Below are 14,567 nucleotides of genomic sequence, written 5' to 3'. Positions count from 1 at the left end.
AGCCCCTCATCGTTGATGTCATCGCTGAGGACGGGCCGAATCTTAAGGGCGTATCGAAAGGCTGTCAAACTTATTTTTGAAAAATTTCAAAATTTTTTGTCGGCATAACAATCACTTACCACCCTCCCCCCGTAAATTCGGGGGAAAACGCCGAAGGACGGTATCAAAAGATCCTGACCTCCGGCGCGTCCTGCAGAGTCAAACGCAATCAGGCGATAGCGCCCAACAGCTTTTCCCACTCTTTGTTTTCTTTCTTCGACACGCCGCCCAGCAGGTCAATCGCCTGGCGCAGACGGAAACGGGTCAGGTCCGGCCCGAGAATTTCCATAGCATCGAGCACCGATACCGAGCTCGCCTGACCGGTGATCGCGGCAAACATCAACGGCATCGCATCACGCAGTTTCAGTTCGAGGGATTCGACTACTGCCTGAATCGTCGCCGTGATGCTGTCCTTCTCCCACTGACGCAGGCTTTCGAGCTTCCACAGGATTAACTGCATCAGTTGACGAACCTGATCACCCGAGAGCTTTTTCGATTCGAACAGCTTGGCATCCGGGTTCACGCCACCGGCAAAGAAGAAACCGCCCAGCGGTGCAACCTGGCTGAACGTCTCGACGCGGCCCTGAACCAGCGGTGCGATCTTCATCATGTATTCGGAGTTGAACGCCCACTTCTGTACGCGAGCGGCGAACTCTTCCACCGGCAGATCACGCAGCCACTGGCCGTTGAGCCACGACAGCTTCTCGATGTCGAAAATCGGCCCGCCCAGCGAGACGCGCTTGAGGTCGAAGTTGTCGACCATTTCCTGCAGCGAGAATTTCTCGCGCTCGTCCGGCATCGACCAGCCCATGCGGCCCAGGTAGTTGAGCATGGCTTCCGGCATGAAGCCCATGCGCTCGTAGAACGTCACCGAGGTCGGGTTCTTGCGCTTGGACAGCTTGCTCTTGTCCGGGTTACGCAGCAGCGGCATGTAGCACAGCTCCGGTTGTTCCCAGCCGAAGTATTCGTAAAGCAGGATCAGTTTCGGCGCCGACGGCAGCCATTCTTCACCGCGCAGCACATGGGTGATGCCCATCAGGTGATCGTCGACCACGTTGGCCAGGAAGTACGTCGGCAGACCGTCGGTCTTCATCAGTACCTGCATGTCCATGCGATCCCACGGGATCTCGACATCACCACGCAGCATGTCCGGAACAACGCACACGCCTTCGCTCGGCACTTTCATACGGATCACGTGCGGCTCGCCCGCAGCCAGGCGACGGGCGACTTCTTCCTTGGACAGCAACAGCGCACGGCCGTCGTAGCGCGGGGTTTCGCCGCGCGCCATTTGTTCGGCGCGCATCTGGTCCAGCTCTTCGGCGGTGCAGAAGCACGGGAAGGCATGGCCCATATCGACCAGTTGCTGGCAGTACTTCTGATAGATGTCGCCGCGTTCGCTCTGACGATAAGGACCGTGCGGGCCGCCGACGTCCGGGCCTTCGCTCCAGTCGATACCGAGCCAGCGCAGAGCGTCGAAGATCTGCTGTTCGGACTCGCGGGTCGAGCGCAACTGATCGGTGTCTTCGATGCGCAGGATGAACTCACCGCCGTGCTGCTTGGCAAAGCAGTAGTTGAACAATGCGATGTAAGCGGTACCTACGTGGGGATCCCCGGTAGGCGATGGCGCGATGCGAGTGCGGACGGTGGTCATGGCATGTCTCGAAAAGAATGAAAAGCAAAGAACGATCAAGCGGCGAATGGTAACAGGCGACACCCGCCCCGCTCCAGCGGACAGGGCATTTAAGCCAACTTTGCGTCTGTAACGCCCGTTGGCCGTGGTGAATGGCTGAATATCAGCAGACGGCATTTACCGTTCATCGGCTGTATGCCAGATTCGCCTGCTGATAACTTTCCTTACAATTCCTCGACTACAGTTTGCCCATGCCTGCCCAACTCAAGCGTCGCCTGTTCATTTTCCTGCTGCTCGTCCTGCTGATTGCCGGGGGCTTTTTTGCTCATTGGTTTTTCAAGGGACGCTTTTATGAAAGCACCGACAACGCCTATGTCCAGGGTGAAATCACCCGCGTGTCGAGCCAGTTGAGCGCACGCATCGACGAAGTCCTGGTGCAGGACAACCAGCATGTGGAAAAAGGCCAGTTGCTGGTCCGCCTCGAGGGCGAAGATTTCCGCCTCGCGGTCGATCGCGCCAACGCCGCCCTCGCCACCCGCGAAGCCGAGCGCCTGCAAGCCCAGAGCAAACTGACCCAGCAGGCCAGCCTGATCGCTGCCAGCGACGCACAAGTAGCAACCACGCAAGCCACCCTCGGCCGCTCGCAGGTCGATTTGTCGCGGGCAGAAACCCTGCGCAAACCCGGCTACGTCTCCGAGGAGCGGGTCACCACCCTCTCCGCCGACGCCCACATCGCCCGCTCGCAAGTGGCCAAGGCCCAGGCCGATGCGCAGAGTCAGCGCCAGCAAGTCAACGCGCTGAGCGCCGAAATCAAACGCCTCGACGCACAGATCTCCAACGCCCGCGCCGACCTCGCCCAGGCCGAGCTGAACCTGACCCGCAGCGAAATCCACGCGCCGATCAGCGGCCTGATCGGCCAGCGCGCCGCACGCAATGGCCAAATCGTGCAGGCTGGCGCTTACTTGTTGTCGATCGTTCCGGACGAATACATCTGGGTGCAGGCCAACTTCAAGGAAACCCAGATCGGCCACATGCTGCCGGGCCAGAAGGCCGAACTGGTCTTCGACGCTTATGGCGGTACGCCGATCGAAGCGCGGGTCGACAGCCTGTTCGCCGCCTCCGGCGCACAGTTCAGCCTGTTGCCGCCGGACAACGCCACCGGCAACTTCACCAAGGTCGTGCAGCGGATTCCGGTCAAGCTGACCTTCAAGGCCGATAACCCGCTGCACGGCAAGATCCGTCCGGGCATGTCGGTCACCGCCACCGTGAATATCAAAGACGCCCCAGACAATGGCCGGTGATCAACTGATCCGCCCGATCGGTGAACCGACCCGGCGGGACTGGATCGCGGTGATGAGCGTCATGCTCGGCGCGTTCATGGCGGTGCTCGACATTCAGATCACCAACTCATCGCTCAAGGATATTCAGGGCGCCCTGTCGGCGACCCTGGAAGAAGGCTCGTGGATTTCCACCTCCTATCTGGTGGCGGAAATCATCATGATCCCGCTGACCGCATGGCTGGTGCAGTTGCTCTCGGCACGGCGGCTGGCGGTGTGGGTGTCGCTGGGGTTTCTGATTTCGTCGTTGCTGTGTTCGATGGCCTGGAGCCTCGACAGCATGATCGTGTTCCGCGCCATGCAGGGCTTCACCGGCGGCGCGCTGATCCCGCTGGCCTTCACCCTGACTCTGATCAAACTCCCCGAACACCACCGCGCCAAAGGCATGGCGATGTTTGCCATGACCGCCACTTTCGCCCCGTCCATCGGACCGACCCTCGGCGGCTGGCTCACGGAGAACTGGGGCTGGGAATACATCTTCTACATCAACATTCCGCCGGGGCTGATCATGATCGCCGGGCTGATGTACGGTCTGGAGAAAAAAGAAGCGCACTGGGAACTGCTGAAAAGCACCGATTACACCGGCATTCTCACGCTGGGCGTTGGCCTCGGTTGCCTGCAGGTGTTTCTTGAGGAAGGCCATCGCAAGGACTGGCTGGAATCGAGTCTGATCGTGACGCTGGGCAGCATCGCTCTGTTGAGCCTGATCACCTTCGTCATCGTGCAGATTTCCAAGCCCAACCCGCTGATCAACCTTGGCATCCTCCGCAATCGCAACTTCGGGCTGTCGAGCATTTCCAGCCTTGGTATGGGGGTCGGGCTGTACGGCTCGATCTATCTGCTGCCGCTGTACCTGGCGCAGATCCAGAATTACAACGCCTTGCAGATTGGCGAAGTGATCATGTGGATGGGCGTGCCCCAGCTATTTCTGATTCCACTGGTGCCGAAACTGATGAAGTTCGTATCGCCGAAATGGCTGTGCACGATCGGCTTCGGCCTGTTCGGGCTGGCGAGTTTTTCATCCGGCGTGCTCAACCCGGACTTTGCCGGACCGCAGTTCAATCAGATCCAGATCATCCGCGCCCTCGGCCAACCGCTGATCATGGTGACCATTTCGCTGATCGCCACAGCTTACATCGTGCCGCAGGACGCGGGCTCGGCATCGAGTCTGTTCAACATCCTGCGCAACCTCGGCGGCGCCATCGGCATTGCCCTGCTCGCGACGTTGCTGGATGCGCGCACCAAGACCTACTTCGATTATCTGCGTGAAGCCGTGGTACCCACCAATCCGCAGGTGGCCGAACGGCTGGCGTCGATGGCCGATCGCTTCGGCAGTGACACGGCGGCGCTGGGGAAATTGAGCGAGATCGTTCATCAGCAGGCGCTGATCATGGCCTACAACGATGCGTTTCGTTTTGTCGGGATTGCACTGGGGATCAGCATGCTGGCGATATTGCTGACCAAGAAACTGCCCGCCGGCCTGAAGGCTGGCGAGGCGCACTAACCCTGAGTGGACGCAGAGCGTCCAGGGCTGCATTCCCACGCAAAGCGTGGGAACGATCAGTCAGACTGCCAACAATCGCTCGCGCATTTTGGCAATCTCGTCGCGCATCTGCGCCGCCGCTTCGAATTCCAGGTCGCGGGCCAGCTGGTACATCTTCTCTTCCAGTTGGCGGATGCGCTTGGTGATCTCGCTCGGCGAGCGCAGTTCGGCTTCGTACTTGGCGTTCTCTTCGGCGGCCTTGGCCATGCCTTTGCGCTTCTTGCTGCGCGAACCGGGCACGGTGGCGCCTTCCATGATGTCGGCGACGTCCTTGAACACGCCCTTCGGTGTGATGCCGTTGGCCAGGTTGAAGGCGATCTGCTTGTCGCGACGGCGCTCGGTTTCGCCGATTGCACGCTCCATCGAACCGGTCATGCGATCCGCGTAGAGAATCGCCCGGCCATTGAGGTTACGTGCCGCGCGACCGATGGTCTGGATCAGTGAACGCTCGGAACGCAGGAAGCCTTCCTTGTCCGCATCGAGGATCGCCACCAGCGAGACTTCCGGCATGTCCAGGCCTTCACGCAGCAGGTTGATCCCTACCAGCACATCGAAGGTGCCCAGGCGCAGATCACGGATGATTTCAACCCGTTCGACCGTGTCGATGTCCGAGTGCAGATAACGCACGCGCACGCCGTGATCGGCCAGGTAATCGGTCAAGTCTTCGGCCATGCGCTTGGTCAGCGTGGTGACCAGCACTCGCTCCTCCACCGCCACACGTTTGGTGATTTCCGAAAGCAGATCGTCGACCTGGGTCAGCGCCGGACGCACTTCAACCTGCGGGTCGACCAGACCGGTCGGGCGCACCACTTGCTCGATCACCCGCCCGGCGTGCTCGGCTTCATAGTTGCCGGGCGTAGCCGAGACAAAAATCGTCTGCGGGCTCACCCCTTCCCACTCGTCGAACCGCATCGGCCGGTTGTCCAGCGCCGATGGCAGGCGGAAGCCGTATTCCACCAGGGTTTCCTTGCGCGAACGGTCACCCTTATACATCGCGCCGACTTGCGGCACGCTGACGTGGGATTCGTCGATCACCAGCAAGGCGTCGGCTGGCAGGTAATCGTAGAGCGTCGGCGGCGCCGCACCGGCCGGGCGCCCGGACAGGTAACGCGAGTAGTTTTCGATGCCGTTGCAGTAACCGAGTTCGAGGATCATCTCCAGGTCGAACCGGGTACGCTGCTCCAGACGTTGGGCTTCAACCAGTTTGTTGTTGTTGCGCAGGTATTCCAGGCGCTCCTGCAACTCGACCTTGATCCCCTCGATGGCGTCGAGCAGGGTTTCCCGGGGCGTCACGTAGTGGCTCTTCGGATAGAAGGTGAAGCGCGGCAGCTTGCGGATGACCTCGCCGGTCAGCGGGTCGAACGCGGAAATGCTTTCCACCTCGTCATCGAACAACTCGATACGGATCGCTTCGAGATCGGATTCCGCCGGGTAGATGTCGATTACATCGCCGCGCACACGGAACGTGGCCCGGGCGAAATCCATGTCATTGCGGGTGTATTGCAGGTCGGCCAGACGCCGCACCAGCGCACGCTGATCGAGCTTGTCGCCGCGATCGACGTGCAAGACCATTTTCAAATAGGTTTCCGGGCTGCCCAGACCGTAGATGCACGACACCGTGGTGACGATGATCGCGTCCTTGCGCTCCAGCAATGCCTTGGTTGCCGACAGACGCATCTGCTCGATGTGGTCGTTGATCGACGCATCCTTCTCGATGAAGGTGTCGGACGATGGCACATAGGCTTCAGGCTGGTAGTAGTCGTAGTAGGAAACGAAATATTCGACGGCGTTGTTTGGAAAGAACGACTTGAACTCGCCGTACAACTGCGCGGCCAGGGTCTTGTTCGGCGCCAGCACCAGGGTCGGACGCTGTACCTGGGCAATCACGTTGGCGATGCTGAAGGTCTTGCCCGAGCCGGTCACACCGAGCAGGGTCTGGTGCGCCAGCCCGGCTTCGATGCCCTCGACCATCTGGCGAATGGCTTCAGGCTGATCGCCGGCAGGGTCGAATCGGGTGACGAGCTGGAATTCAGACATAAACACCTCTGGAATCGCGACGCTGCGGACAAACCGGAGCCCCACGAGAAAGACCGCAAACGACCGATGTCGCGCAAGGAAAAACGAAGATTGTGCTGAATGTGGAGCCGATTGCCTCGCCTTTCAAGGCAAACGTCCTACATCCGGTAAAGTCTCCGACAAGTCCATTCGACTAACGGTCGAGAAATAATCGGAAAAACTTACCTTAAAAGCCGAATCGCCTGTCGCCATTGATCGATGATGGCCTCTATACTAGCTCCCCGTTTGTGCACCGCTCTAGTGCATTCGGCTGGAGCGCCACACGTCCCTCCACTCTCCATTAGAGCTGCCGTAAAAATGAGCCTGTTCTCCGCTGTCGAAATGGCACCCCGCGATCCAATCCTGGGCCTCAACGAAGCATTCAACGCCGATACCCGGACCAATAAGGTCAACCTCGGGGTGGGTGTGTACTGCAACGAAGAGGGGCGAATTCCACTCCTGCGCGCCGTCATCGAAGCCGAAACCATTCGCGCCGCTCAGCATGCCTCCCGTGGCTATCTGCCAATCGACGGCATCGCTGCCTACGACCAGGCCGTGCAAAAGCTGCTGTTCGGCAATGATTCGCCACTGCTGGCGGCTGGCCGCGTTGTCACCACTCAGGCGGTCGGCGGGACCGGCGCACTGAAAATCGGTGCCGACTTCCTCAAGCAACTGCTGCCGAATGCCGTTGTGGCGATCAGCGATCCGAGCTGGGAAAACCACCGCGCGCTGTTCGAAACCGCCGGTTTCCCGGTGCAGAACTATCGCTACTACGACGCCGCCACCCACGACGTGAACCGTGCCGGCCTGCTCGAAGACCTCAACGCTCTGCCGAACGGCTCGATCATCGTGCTGCACGCCTGCTGCCACAACCCGACCGGTGTCGACCTGAGCCCGGCTGACTGGAACAACGTACTGGAAGCGGTCAAGGCCAAAGGTCACGTGCCGTTCCTCGACATGGCTTACCAGGGCTTTGGTGACGGCATCGCCGAAGACGCCGCTGCCGTGCGTCTGTTCGCCGAGTCCGGCCTGACCTTCTTCGTGTCGAGCTCGTTCTCCAAGTCGTTCTCGCTGTACGGCGAGCGCGTCGGTGCCCTGTCGATCGTCAGCGAATCGAAAGAAGAAAGCGCGCGCGTGCTGTCGCAAGTCAAACGCGTGATCCGCACCAACTACTCCAACCCGCCGACCCACGGTGCAAGCATCGTTGCTGCGGTGTTGAACAGCCCGGAACTGCGCGCCCAGTGGGAAGCGGAACTGGCTGAAATGCGCCTGCGCATTCGCGGCATGCGTGAGCAGATGGTCGCTCTGCTGGCGAAGAAAGCCCCGCAGCGTGACTTCAGCTTCGTCGGTCGCCAGCGCGGCATGTTCTCCTACTCCGGCCTGACCACCGAGCAGGTTCACCGCCTGCGCAACGAGTTCGGCATCTACGCCCTGGACACCGGCCGCATCTGCGTCGCTGCGCTGAACCAGAGCAACATCGAAGTCGTGACGGACGCCATCGTTCAGGTCATCTGACCTGACGTAGCACTGAAAACGGGAAGCTTTCGGGCTTCCCGTTTTTTATTTGTCTGAAGAAAAGCCGCTACACCCTCTAGACTGCACACAGACGATATTTCAGAGAGACAACATGAAAAACGATGACCTGCGCGCCGACCGCGACGATCTGGATGACTTCATCCCCCGCGCCCCGGCCAAACGCGGCAACAACCTGGTGCTGCAAGTCGCGGCCGGGGTGTTTCTCGGCGGGCTGGCGCTGTGGCTGGTGCAACTGGGCGCAACGATGCTGTACGCCAAACTGATGCTCGGCACCTTCACGTTCGGCGGTTAAGCCAGTTCCGTTGCGCGCTGAGTCGCTGCATCGTCATAAACGACGTAGAGCGATTCGGCGACCTGGCTCTTGATGGCCTTGGTGCTTTCCAGGCCGAGGACAAAACCTTCGGCCTTGCCGCCTGCGCGGTTCAGTTCTTCAGCCGTGGCGGCCTGGGTGATCGCGTCGAAAAGCTTTTCGGCGTGCGGGCCAACGCCTTTGGGCAGGCTGATTTGCGCGGTGCTCATGCGAACACCTCGGCAGGACGATGGATCAGGATGGATCTATTCATGGCGCGTACCTTTTCGGCGAATGGCCGGCAGCGCGTGTGACCACTTCCGGGCGGCCATGGTAGACCTCTGCTGCGGTTCTGGTAACCGCCAATCGCCGATTTGCTGCCGTCCGTCCTGACCCTTCCAAAAAAATTACAACTGGCGCTTGACTAGTCTTTTTAAATCAGTAACATACGCACCAATTCCGCAATAGCTCAGTTGGTAGAGCAAGTGACTGTTAATCACTGGGTCCCTGGTTCGAGTCCAGGTTGTGGAGCCAAATACAGAGCCCCTGAATCGAAAGATTCAGGGGCTTTTTTGTGGGCGCTGGAAAATGCAGTGCAATAAAAAGGGCCGATCAGTTTCGCAACTGATCGGCCCTTCTCATTCAGAAACAGCGGTCAGACGTGCTCACCGCTCTTGGCATGCGCCTTCGGTGCGCCGTGTCCGTGATCCGAATCCGCCTCGATCACCGGCACTTCATTGCCGTCGCAGTCATGCAGTTTGCCGTCGCTGAAGTAATCGCCCTCGCGCAGCGCTGCCAGATCCCGATAACGCAGGGTTCGCTCTTCTGCTGCCGCAAACACCGACTGCTGATCCGAGTTACCTGCCGTGAAGTGGTTGAACGCCAGGTTCAGCAGGATCGCCATGATCGCCGACGAACTGATGCCCGAGTGGAAAATGGTCGCGAACCAGCTCGGGAAGTGATCGTAGAAGTTCGGCGCGGCAATCGGGATCATGCCGAAGCCGATCGAGGTCGCGACGATGATCAAGTTGACGTTGTTGCGGTAATCCACCTTGGACAGTGTGCGGATGCCGCTCGCCGCCACGGTGCCGAACAACACGATGCCGGCACCACCGAGTACCGACGTCGGCACTGCTGCGATCACCCGGCCCATGAACGGCAGCAGGCCGAGGATCACCAGGAAGATGCCGCCGGTCGCCACCACATAGCGGCTCTTGATTCCGGTCACCGCCACCAGGCCAACGTTCTGGGCGAAAGCGCTCTGGGTGAACGAACCGAAGATCGGTGCAAACATGCTCGACAGCATGTCCGCCCGCAGGCCGTTGCCCAGACGTTTGGAGTCGACCTTGGTACCGATGATTTCACCGACCGCCAGGATGTCCGCCGAGGTTTCCACCAGGGTCACCATGACCACGATGCACATCGACAGAATCGCAGCGAAGTGGAAGGTCGGCATGCCGAAATGGAACGGTGTCGGGAAGCCGAACATCGGCCCTTGAGTAACGTTAGAGAAATCCGCCATGCCGAGAAACACCGCCAGCACCGTGCCGATCACCATCGCCAACAGGATCGACAGACGCGAGATGGTGGAACTGCCGACCTTGCTCAGCAACAACACCAGCACCAGCGTGACCGCCGCCAGACCGATGTTCTGCATGCTGCCGAAGTCCGGAGCGTGGCTGTTGCCGCCCATGGCCCAGCGCGCGGCCACCGGCATCAGCGTCAGGCCGATGGTGGTGATCACGATGCCGGTAACCAGCGGTGGAAAGAACTTGGTGATTCGCGAGAACACCGGCGTGATCAGCAAACCGATCAACGACGCGGCAATCACCGCCCCGAGTACCGACTGAAAGCCGCCCTCCCCGCCACTGCTGACAATCGCCACCATGGTCGCGACACCGGAAAACGACACGCCCTGCACCAGCGGCAACTGACATCCGAAAAACGGTAGACCCAGGGTTTGCAGCAACGTGGCCAGCCCCCCCGCAAACAATGAAGCAGCAATCAACAGACCAATGTCCGCCGGCGATAACCCGGCGGCCTGACCGATGATCAGCGGCACCGCGACGATACCGCCATACATGGTCAGAACATGTTGCAGGCCGTAAGCCATATTCGCGCCGACCCCGAGGTTTTCGTCCTCGGGCCGTTGGTGTGAAACATGGGGCGTTTTCATGGTGGGGGGTTCCCTGGTTTTTGTTATGCGCACACTGTATTCAATACTCGTGACAAATGTCCATAGAGTTGTATACAACTTATCGGTCACATTATGGATAGGTAGCCACCCAACCTTCTATCCCGCCGCTTCCATCCCTCACAAATCCGGCAACACATCGTTAACTGCCCCTGCGCTCTATCCACCTAGGCTGAAGTGTTCATGGCGACCGACGGCGCGGTCGCTCTCTTTTTTATACATATAAAGTATGCATAATGAAGTCATTCCAGATTCAGTTCGACAAAAGCAAGAATGCTGCCAACAAACTCAAGCACAGAGGGATCAGCCTCGCCGAGGCCGAACCGGTCTTCCACGATGAGCGAGCATTGACGATTGAGGACAACGACCATGACGAACAACGCTGGATCACTCTCGGCAACGACGGCAAGGGACGTTTGCTGGTTGTCGTGTACAGCTATCGGGAGCCGAATGTGGTTCGAATCATTTCCGCACGTGTCGCTACACCGAGCGAACGTCGCGAATATTTTCTGGAGACATGATCAATGAAGGATGAATACGATTTCACCCAGGGCAAGCGGGGCGCCGTCGCCTCCAACAAAGGCAAGACCCGCATCACCATCATGCTCGACGACGCGGTCATCGACGCCGCGCGGGGGGTCGCTGAAAGCGAGGGTTATGGCTATCAGACGGTAATCAATAACACCCTGCGCCATGCACTGCTCGACAGCCGGGGTGCAGCCGATGAACCCGAGCATGCCAGCGGGCAATTCAAGAAAGGCATCACCGCCACCGACCTCAAAAGTCTTGAGAAAAAACTGTCGGCGGCCGTGAATGAAATCCGGCGGGTATTGGAGCCGGATGTAAAACCGTAGGTTTCAGGCCGGCTGGATCAAACGCGCCAGCGCCAGACGCGCACCAGGCTGGTGCGGCAAGCGCAGACCGAATTCCCGCTCCAGCAACTCGATGAGCTCATCGACATCCGTCACCTCGCGTCGCTCGCTCTCGGCACCGATGCGATGGATCGCGAAACTGCCGTTGTTCAATGTGCGCCGCCAGCCGTCGCCCGTACGCGCGACCATCAGGCGCTGGGCGAACGGTGAATCCGGATGGGTCGAGACGTACCAGTTGCCGAGGGTGTAATCGATGTCTTCCTGGCGTTGCAGGTCGAACAGGTACATCGGCCGCCATTCGCCAGCGACCCTGGCCCGCAGCATGTAGCCATCAGCTTGCACTTCGATGCGATAGGGTTCGTGGGGTGTGGACTGCTCGGCTTCGGTATCCAGAATCAGCGGCGCGGTCGGCACCATGCCACCGAAGCCGACATCGGTGATGTAGCGCACACCGTCGAGGGTCACCAGACTCAAGCGATGAGTCCGTGCCGTCCAGCTGCCTTCGGGCTGATTCATGACCACTCGCCCGCTGATGCCCCGCGCATCGAACCCCAACTCCAGCAACAAGGCCAGAAACAGATTGTTGAGTTCGTAGCAGTAACCGCCACGGGCATCGTCCAGGACCTTGCGCTGGATCGATGGCAGATCGATCAGCACGGGCTCGCCGGAGAGGGTCGACAGATTCTCGAAAGGAAAGGCACCGGTATGACGCAACTGCAACAGTCGCAGGGTTTCAAGGGTCGGTGCCGGGGGCGTGTCGAACCCCAGCCGTTGCAGATACTGTTTCAGATTCGCCAGGCGTGGCTCGCTCATTGCTCAGTCCTTTTGCAGGGAGACGCGGATCACTCCGCCGATGGTCGCCATGTATACGGGATCCGGCTATTGGATCGACAATAGATTTCACCAATCGGCTCTGTCGACTGATTTGAATCAGGCTCCATGAGCAGTTGCAACGACGCCGCCCGTTGCGGCGTAATGGACGCACGCCCGAACCGACAAGAGCCGCCCCTCATGCAAACCACGCTGCAAGGCCAGGGCATTCTCCTGCGCCCTCTCCAATACACCGACGCCGATGCCTTGCTCCACGCCGCTGCCGATGGCGAGTTGTGGAACCTCACGGTCACCGTGGTGCCCTCGGCAACTACCGTTGACAGCTATCTGAAAAAGGCCCTCGACGGCCGCGAGGCCGGCACGGTCATGCCCTTTGCGATCGTGTTGAAGGAGACCGGGGAGGTGATCGGCTCGACCCGGTTCTGGAAGATCGACCCGCTCAATCGCAAGCTGGAAATCGGCAGCAGCTGGATTTCGGCACGCTTTCAGAAAACCTTCGTCAACACCGAGGCCAAGTACCTGATGCTGCGGCACGCCTTCGAAGTGCTCGATTGCGTGCGCGTGCAGTTCACCACCGACGAAAACAACCAGAAATCACGCAACGCGATCCTGCGCCTGGGTGCACAGCAGGAAGGCATCGTGCGTCACGAGCGGATCATGCCGGACGGCCGCAAGCGCAACTCGGTGCGCTTCAGCATCATCGATGACGAATGGCCGCAGGTGCGCCTGAACCTTGAGCGCAAACTCGCCGGGTACGAGCAACGCTGACGGTCATCAGGCGCGATTGCGCAGCCACTGCAGGAAGCCTTTTTTCGGTGCAACCACCGGCGCTTCCTGGGTCAGGGATTGGGCCTTGAGCAGACGGAAATCGAGCAATGCCTTCATCGCGTCGTTGATGTCGTGGCGAGCATCCAGACAAGGCTTGAGATACGACTTTTCGATGCGATACAGCGCACAGAAGGTCTTGGCGGAAAAGTCCGCCGGCAGCGAGGTATCGGAAAGAATCCCCGCCTCACCGATCACTTCACCCGGCCCCATGCGCCCGGACTCGAACGGTGTGCCGTGACGCTTCAAGGTCACCGAAACCACACCGGATTCAATGATGAACAGATGATCGCTGACCTCCCCGCCCGCCAGAATGATCTCGCCGGCGCGGAAGGTTTGCAGGGTCATGTTCTGGCTGAAGGTTTCTTTCTCTTCCTGACGCAGGGTGGAGAAAATCGGCGAGCTGTCGAGCAGCGCCCGTGGCCGTGAGAGATGGGCCGGGGCCGCGGGCTCATCGCTCGACAGCAGATTGAACCCGGACGCTTGCAGATGCCGGTAAGCCAGATCGAACAGTTGATTGCGCACTGCGCGCTTCTCGTTCATCGAGGCAACGAACCCGCTGATTTCGTATTCCGCACCGGCACTGCTGGAACTCTTCAGCGCCACGCTCGGCGCCGGGGTGTCCAGCAGCGGGCGACAACCTTGCATCGCCCGCTCCAGGGCGTCGATCACCGAATTCGGCCGCGCATGGGGGCTGACCTGCACGCTGACAGAAACCCCGAACATATTGCTCGGCCGGCTGAAGTTGATGATCTTGGCCTTGGCCGCCAGCGAGTTGGGAATCACCGCCATGCTGCCTTGGGACGTTTGCAGGCGCGTGGCGCGCCAGTCGATGTCGGTGACCCGCCCTTCCGTGCCGTCGATGGAGATCCAGTCATCGAGTTGATAGGGTTTGGTGGTGTTCAAGACGATGCCGGAGAACACATCGCTCAGGGTGCTTTGCAGCGCCAGACCGACAATGATCGCCAGTGCCCCGGACGTGGCCAGCACGCCTTTGACCGGCAGATCCAGCACATAGGCCAGTGCCGCAATAATGGCGATCAGGAAAATCACTGCGCCGAGCAGATCCTGCAACAGCCGTCCGGTATGACCGACCCGTTGCATCATTACCGCGCCGATCAGCACCGTCAGCGTGCGCGCCCCGAACAGCCACCAGCCGATCTGCAACCCGGTCGCCGCCAGGTGCAGCGGCACGTTGTCGGCCCACGGCGCCGGCTCCATCGGATTGAGGCCTTCGTTGAACAGCAGCACGCTGAACAGGCTGAAAATCAGTACCCGCACCAGCAGCTTCCATTCGCTGCCCCGGGAGCTGATCAGGCGCCACAGGCCAAGGTCGAGCAGGATCAGGATCAACGCGCAGAACAACGGATGTTCAGTCAGCAGAGACAGCATCAAACAACTCCGACAGAGGCAATC

13 protein-coding genes and 1 tRNA gene are annotated in these 14,567 nt (G+C 59.9%); 8 read left to right on the top strand and 6 right to left on the bottom strand.

The features are described from left to right. Positions 1–208: 208 nt before the first annotated feature. Positions 209–1,690: a glutamate--tRNA ligase gene (gene gltX, locus AC3WRD_RS12195; protein WP_102621977.1), complete on the bottom strand. Its 1,482-nt coding sequence runs from the start codon at positions 1,688–1,690 to the stop codon at positions 209–211. A gap of 230 nt (positions 1,691–1,920) precedes the next feature. On the opposite strand from gltX, the gene AC3WRD_RS12190 reads away from it, so the two are divergent. Both AC3WRD_RS12190 and AC3WRD_RS12185 read left to right on the top strand, forming a co-directional pair. Beyond that, positions 1,921–2,970 (top strand): HlyD family secretion protein, encoded by a 1,050-nt coding sequence (locus tag AC3WRD_RS12190; RefSeq protein ID WP_102621976.1) that lies wholly within the window; start codon positions 1,921–1,923, stop codon positions 2,968–2,970. Beyond that, positions 2,960–4,510: an MDR family MFS transporter gene (locus AC3WRD_RS12185; protein WP_102621975.1), complete on the top strand. Its 1,551-nt coding sequence runs from the start codon at positions 2,960–2,962 to the stop codon at positions 4,508–4,510. Before AC3WRD_RS12190 ends, AC3WRD_RS12185 begins: the two co-directional genes overlap by 11 nt. 60 nt (positions 4,511–4,570) lie before the next feature. Here the strand turns inward: AC3WRD_RS12185 and uvrB are convergent, their stop codons facing one another. Next, positions 4,571–6,586, bottom strand: a complete 2,016-nt coding sequence (uvrB, locus tag AC3WRD_RS12180; RefSeq protein ID WP_096821182.1) for an excinuclease ABC subunit UvrB — start codon at positions 6,584–6,586, stop codon at positions 4,571–4,573. A 336-nt stretch (positions 6,587–6,922) separates the two neighbouring features. On the opposite strand from uvrB, the gene AC3WRD_RS12175 reads away from it, so the two are divergent. Together AC3WRD_RS12175 and AC3WRD_RS12170 are read left to right on the top strand one after the other, a co-directional pair. Next, positions 6,923–8,119: an amino acid aminotransferase gene (locus AC3WRD_RS12175; RefSeq protein ID WP_102621974.1), complete on the top strand. Its 1,197-nt coding sequence runs from the start codon at positions 6,923–6,925 to the stop codon at positions 8,117–8,119. A 112-nt stretch (positions 8,120–8,231) separates the two neighbouring features. Further along, the gene (locus AC3WRD_RS12170; RefSeq protein WP_007956421.1) at positions 8,232–8,432 is read left to right on the top strand and encodes a hypothetical protein; all 201 of its coding nucleotides are present in this window, start codon (positions 8,232–8,234) and stop codon (positions 8,430–8,432) included. Here the strand turns inward: AC3WRD_RS12170 and AC3WRD_RS12165 are convergent. After that, positions 8,429–8,659: a hypothetical protein gene (locus AC3WRD_RS12165; protein WP_102621973.1), complete on the bottom strand. Its 231-nt coding sequence runs from the start codon at positions 8,657–8,659 to the stop codon at positions 8,429–8,431. The two genes, AC3WRD_RS12170 and AC3WRD_RS12165, sit on opposite strands and share 4 nt — an antisense overlap. Positions 8,660–8,887: 228 nt before the next feature. Here AC3WRD_RS12165 and AC3WRD_RS12160 point away from each other — a divergent pair. After that, positions 8,888–8,963 (top strand) — tRNA-Asn (locus AC3WRD_RS12160). Positions 8,964–9,084: 121 nt separating this feature from the next. On the opposite strand, the gene AC3WRD_RS12155 is transcribed toward AC3WRD_RS12160, so the two are convergent. After that, entirely contained in the window at positions 9,085–10,605 is a 1,521-nt protein-coding gene (locus AC3WRD_RS12155; protein ID WP_102621972.1) for a nucleobase:cation symporter-2 family protein, read from the bottom strand. A 254-nt stretch (positions 10,606–10,859) separates the two neighbouring features. Here AC3WRD_RS12155 and AC3WRD_RS12150 point away from each other — a divergent pair, with 254 nt between their 5' ends. Beyond that, the gene (locus AC3WRD_RS12150) at positions 10,860–11,144 is read left to right on the top strand and encodes a BrnT family toxin (protein ID WP_102621971.1); all 285 of its coding nucleotides are present in this window, start codon (positions 10,860–10,862) and stop codon (positions 11,142–11,144) included. Between the two features lie 3 nt (positions 11,145–11,147). Then, positions 11,148–11,477, top strand: a complete 330-nt coding sequence (locus AC3WRD_RS12145) for a BrnA antitoxin family protein (RefSeq protein WP_102621970.1) — start codon at positions 11,148–11,150, stop codon at positions 11,475–11,477. A gap of 3 nt (positions 11,478–11,480) precedes the next feature. Here AC3WRD_RS12145 and AC3WRD_RS12140 read toward each other — a convergent pair whose 3' ends face one another. Beyond that, a complete protein-coding gene (locus tag AC3WRD_RS12140) occupies positions 11,481–12,308 on the bottom strand; it encodes an arylamine N-acetyltransferase family protein (RefSeq protein WP_096821176.1) in 828 nt (275 codons plus the stop codon). A 198-nt stretch (positions 12,309–12,506) separates the two neighbouring features. Between AC3WRD_RS12140 and AC3WRD_RS12135 the strand changes: the two genes are divergently transcribed. Further along, complete coding sequence (locus AC3WRD_RS12135; protein ID WP_096821175.1) at positions 12,507–13,094, top strand: GNAT family N-acetyltransferase; 588 nt, start codon at positions 12,507–12,509, stop codon at positions 13,092–13,094. A gap of 6 nt (positions 13,095–13,100) precedes the next feature. On the opposite strand, the gene AC3WRD_RS12130 is transcribed toward AC3WRD_RS12135, so the two are convergent. Next, a complete protein-coding gene (locus tag AC3WRD_RS12130; RefSeq protein ID WP_096821174.1) occupies positions 13,101–14,543 on the bottom strand; it encodes a mechanosensitive ion channel family protein in 1,443 nt (480 codons plus the stop codon). Between the last annotated feature and the right edge of the window lie 24 nt (positions 14,544–14,567).

Source organism: Pseudomonas sp. FW215-R2 (assembly GCF_058789255.1).
Note: the sequence above shows the minus strand (reverse complement) of the source record. Positions and strands in the feature narration are given on the sequence as shown.